The sequence below is a fragment of the Bradyrhizobium sp. PRIMUS42 genome (assembly GCF_023006515.1).
Classification (GTDB): domain Bacteria; phylum Pseudomonadota; class Alphaproteobacteria; order Rhizobiales; family Xanthobacteraceae; genus Bradyrhizobium.
In genome coordinates this window covers 1-4,300 of record NZ_JALBGZ010000544.1, presented here as the reverse complement: position 1 = coordinate 4,300, position 4,300 = coordinate 1, and the positions used below count along the sequence as shown (strand labels likewise).

Sequence of the window (4,300 nt, the reverse complement as noted above, 5' to 3'; positions counted from 1 at the left end):
CGCTCACGACCGGCGAGCCGCCGCCGTTCTGCTCCAGCATCTTGATCGCTTCGTCCGGCGTCGGCAGGTCGGCGACATAGGCAATGCGCACCAGCACCATCTCGGCGGCGGCAGCGGGACGTGTCGCGGCCTGCACCTCGGTGATACCCTTGAGCAGCATCTGCCACATCCGCGACAGCACGCGCATCGAGATTTTCGAGGCGAATTCCTTCGCGCGCACGCGCTCGGTCTCGCCATAGGCGACGTTGTCGGCGGTCGCCGGAACGATCTTCACGCGGGTGACGAAATTGACGAATTCGGCGAGGTCCGAGAGCACGACGATCGGATCGGCGCCGACGTCGTACTGGTCGCGGAATTCCTTGAATGCGCTCGCGATATCGCCGCGCGCCAGCGAATCGAACAGGTCGATGACGCGGGTGCGGTCGGCGAGCCCCAGCATCTGCCTGACCGCATCGGCCCTCACCTGCCCGGCGGCATGTGCGATCGCCTGGTCGAGCAGCGACAGCGAATCGCGCACCGAGCCTTCGGCGGCACGGGCGATGATGCCGAGCGCCTCCGGCTCGATCTCGACGCTTTCCTTCGTTGCAATACTGGCGAGGTGCTTCATCAGCACGTCGGCCTCGACGCGGCGAAGATCAAAGCGCTGGCAGCGCGACAGCACCGTGACCGGAACCTTGCGGATCTCAGTGGTCGCGAACACGAATTTGGCGTGCTCCGGCGGCTCCTCCAGCGTCTTCAGGAAGGCGTTGAACGCCGCCGTCGACAGCATGTGGACTTCATCGATGATGTAGACCTTGTAGCGCGCGCTGGCGGGGGCATAGCGCACGCTGTCATTGATCTGGCGAACGTCGTCGACGCCGGTATGCGACGCCGCGTCCATCTCCAGCACGTCCATGTGCCGGCTTTCCATGATCGCCTGGCAATGCACGCCCAAGGTCGGCATGTGGATGGTCGGGCCCCTCACCGAACCATCAGGCATCTCGTAGTTGAGTGCACGGGCCAGGATGCGCGCGGTGGTGGTCTTGCCGACGCCGCGGACGCCGGTGAGGATCCAGGCCTGCGGAATCCGCCCGGTCTCGAACGCATTGGAGACGGTGCGGACCACGGCCTCCTGGCCGATCAGATCGTCAAAGCTGGAGGGACGGTATTTGCGCGCCAGCACCCGGTAAGGCGCGTTGCCGGCCTGACCGGCGCTGTCGGGGTTGGAAGGGGCGCCAGCGTCGGTCATCGGTCGATCCGCAATGAAATGTCTCTTGGCCGGCTTTTGCGGAAAGGAGCGCGCTGGCGGCTGGTGCCGCCGGCGCAATTCGCTCGAAAAACAGGTAGGAGACTGACGAGCGACCCGATCCGGACCTCGTTAGGGCTGCTTCCTTCCGGACCTGACCCGGTTGGCGAGTGGCTCGTCCACCGCCAATCTCCCGGTCCCTATTTGGGGCCAAAAGGACCGGAAAGCAAGCGGCTATCGCCCCCGATCGCCGGCGCCTGCCCAGCATCCGGGCAATTCCCGATCTGCCCAGCTGATAGGCTGTGCTTTCACTGATAGTGCTGCCTTGGTATGAACCTGCCGGAACCTGTCCCAACCAGAAAAGCGATTGATCCCAATGGTTACACGTCGTGATGTTGCATCGATTGTCGGACTTGGCGCGATGACTGCGGCCGCGCTGGCTTCGCCGGCGGTGGCCCAGACCGCCGATTCGAACGAATCGACCTTCGCCCGCATCCGCCGGACCAAGAAGATGCGGATCGGCGCGGTCGGCGGCGGCGCACCCTATTACATGAAGGATCTCTCCAGCGGTCAGTGGAAGGGCTTTTACATCGACATCGCCAAGGGTCTCGCCGACGATATGGAGGCCGAGCTCGAGATCACCGAGACCACCTGGGGCAATTCGGTGCTCGATCTGCAGGCCAACAAGATCGACATCTTCTTCGGCCTCAACCCCACGCCGAAGCGCGCGCTGGTGGTCGACTTCTCGGTGCCGGTCTTCAACAATGCCTTCGCCATCCTCTGCAAGAAGGACTTCAAGCCGAAGAGCTGGGCCGAGCTGAACTCGCCCGACATCAAGATCGCGGTCGACCAGGGCTCCTCGCACGACCAGGTCGTCAGTCGCCTGACGCCGAAGGCGCAGATTACGCGGCTGAAGACCGCAGACGACGCCACCGCCGCGCTGCAGACCGGCCGCGTCGACGCGCAGTGCCTGATCACCATGCTGTCGCTGACCGTGCTGAAGAAGAATCCCTCGCTCGGCCAGCTCGTGCTGCCGACGCCGATCTTCGCGACGACGTCGAATGCCGGCTTCCGCCGCGAGACCGACAAGACCTGGCGCGATTACGTCAACACCTGGATCGACTTCAACAAGGGCCTCGGCTTCATCCGCAACGCGATCATCACCAACATGGAGCTGGTGGGCGTGACCGAGGCGGACATTCCGCCGGGCGTATCGCTGTAAGTTTCCACTGTCATTCCGGGGCTCGCGAAGCGAGAACCCGGAATCTCGAGATTCCGGGTTCGCCCTTCGGGCGCCCCGGAATGACGGTGTAAGCGGTTAGCCGCACGACGAGTAACGCACGCATGTATCAGTGGGACTTCGGCCTCCTCTGGACCTATCGCTGGCTGTTTCTGAACGGGCTTGGCGTCACCGTCGGCTTCACCGTGGTCATCGTCGTGTGCGGGCTGCTGTTCGGCCTGTTAGGGGCGTTCGGCACGCTCTCGCGCTTCAAGCCGCTGCGTCTTCTCGCGCTCACCTTCATCGAGGCGTTCCGCTGCACGCCGATCCTGGTGCAGCTGATCTGGTTCTATTACGCACTGCCGATCCTCGCCGGCGTCGAGATGACGCCGATCACGGCCTCGGCGCTGGCGCTCTCGCTCTATGGCGGTTCGTTCTATTCGGAAATCATCCGCGGCGGCATCATCTCGATCGACAAGGGCCAGTCCGAAGCCGGTGCCGCGCTCGGCATGACGCCGATCCAGACCATGCGCCGCATCGTGCTGCCGCAGGCGATCAAGCGCATGATTCCGGCGCTGATGAACCAGTCGATCATCCAGTTCAAGAACACCTCGCTGGTCTCGGTGCTGGCGGTGCCCGACCTCGTCTACCAGAGCCAGGTCGCCGCCCATGACAGCTACCGGCCGCTGGAGACCTACACCGCCGTCGCGGTCGCCTATGCGGCGATCCTGATTCCCCTGACCATCCTCGTCCGCCGCGGCGAGAAGCGACTGGCGGTCAGCGAATGAGCGAGACGTCAAAAATCGAGATCCGCAGCCTTCGCAAGAGTTTTGGCAGCAACGAGGTCCTGAAAAACATCAATCTCGACGTTGCCAAGGGCGGGGTTGTCGCGCTGATCGGCCCCTCAGGCTCCGGCAAGTCGACCCTGCTCCGCTGCATCAATCTCCTTGTTGTGCCCGATGGCGGCAGCGTCCGCGTCGGCGATACGCGCTTTGCGTTCGGCGACGGTTCAAAACTCCCGGAGGTGAGGACGCTGGCAAATTTCCGTGCCACCACCGGCATGGTGTTCCAGCACTTCAATCTGTTCCCGCACATGACGACGCTCCAGAACGTGATGGAGGGCCCGGTCACGGTGCGGCGCATGGCCAAGGCCGACGCTGAGACGCTCGCACGGGCGCAACTCGCCAAGGTGGGCCTTGCCGAGAAAGCCGACCAGTATCCGGCGACGCTCTCCGGCGGACAGAAGCAGCGCGTCGCGATTGCCCGAGCACTGGCAATGGAACCTGATGTCATGCTGTTCGACGAGGCGACCTCAGCGCTCGATCCCGAGCTCGTCGGCGAGGTGCTCGCCGTGATCCAGCAGCTCGCCTCCGAAGGCATGACCATGGTGATCGTGACGCACGAGATCGCCTTTGCCCGCGAGGTCGCGGACCGCCTCATCTTCATGCGCGACGGCGTCGTCGTAGAAGAAGGCCCGGCGCGGCAGGTGATCGACAATCCGCAGGAAGCCGCGACGCGCGCCTTCCTCAGCCATTTCCACCGCACCGGTGCATTGCCGCCGGCCACAACGGCATCGTGATGTCCGATATCAACCGCGTTTATCTCGTTACCGGTGCCGCCAGCGGCATCGGCCGCGCCACCGCAAACCTGCTCGCGGCGCCCGGCGTCGGGTTGCTACTACATACGCGCTCGAACGCAGAAGGTCTCGACGCCACCGCAGCGGATGCCGAAGCGAAGGGCGCCGTTGTCTCAAAGTGCCTTGGCGATCTTGCCGAGGAGGCCACCGCCAGCGACGCCGTCGCTGCCGCGAAAGCCGGCTTCGGCCGGCTCGACGGATTGATCCTGGTCGGCGGCCA

At 64.3% G+C, this 4,300-nt stretch carries 5 protein-coding genes and 1 other RNA gene; 4 read left to right on the top strand and 2 right to left on the bottom strand.

The window, feature by feature from the left end; translation table 11 throughout:
* Positions 1 to 1,228 (bottom strand): DNA polymerase III subunit gamma/tau (locus tag MOV75_RS28860; RefSeq protein WP_247007036.1); only part of this gene is annotated, 1,228 nt, incomplete at its 3' end.
* A 94-nt stretch (positions 1,229 to 1,322) separates the two neighbouring features.
* Positions 1,323 to 1,419, bottom strand: an RNA gene (gene ffs / locus MOV75_RS28855) — signal recognition particle sRNA small type.
* 182 nt (positions 1,420 to 1,601) lie between these two features.
* On the opposite strand from ffs, the gene MOV75_RS28850 reads away from it, so the two are divergent.
* The 4 genes from MOV75_RS28850 to MOV75_RS28835 form a co-directional block, all read left to right on the top strand.
* Complete coding sequence (locus MOV75_RS28850; RefSeq protein ID WP_246931064.1) at positions 1,602 to 2,447, top strand: transporter substrate-binding domain-containing protein; 846 nt, start codon at positions 1,602 to 1,604, stop codon at positions 2,445 to 2,447.
* 122 nt (positions 2,448 to 2,569) lie between these two features.
* Entirely contained in the window at positions 2,570 to 3,232 is a 663-nt protein-coding gene (locus MOV75_RS28845) for an amino acid ABC transporter permease (protein WP_246931063.1), read from the top strand.
* The gene (locus MOV75_RS28840) at positions 3,229 to 4,023 is read left to right on the top strand and encodes an amino acid ABC transporter ATP-binding protein (RefSeq protein ID WP_246931062.1); all 795 of its coding nucleotides are present in this window, start codon (positions 3,229 to 3,231) and stop codon (positions 4,021 to 4,023) included. The genes MOV75_RS28845 and MOV75_RS28840 overlap by 4 nt, the downstream gene beginning before the upstream one ends.
* The coding region (locus MOV75_RS28835) for an SDR family NAD(P)-dependent oxidoreductase (protein ID WP_247007035.1) at positions 4,023 to 4,300 on the top strand (278 nt) is incomplete at its 3' end. The genes MOV75_RS28840 and MOV75_RS28835, both read left to right, overlap by 1 nt.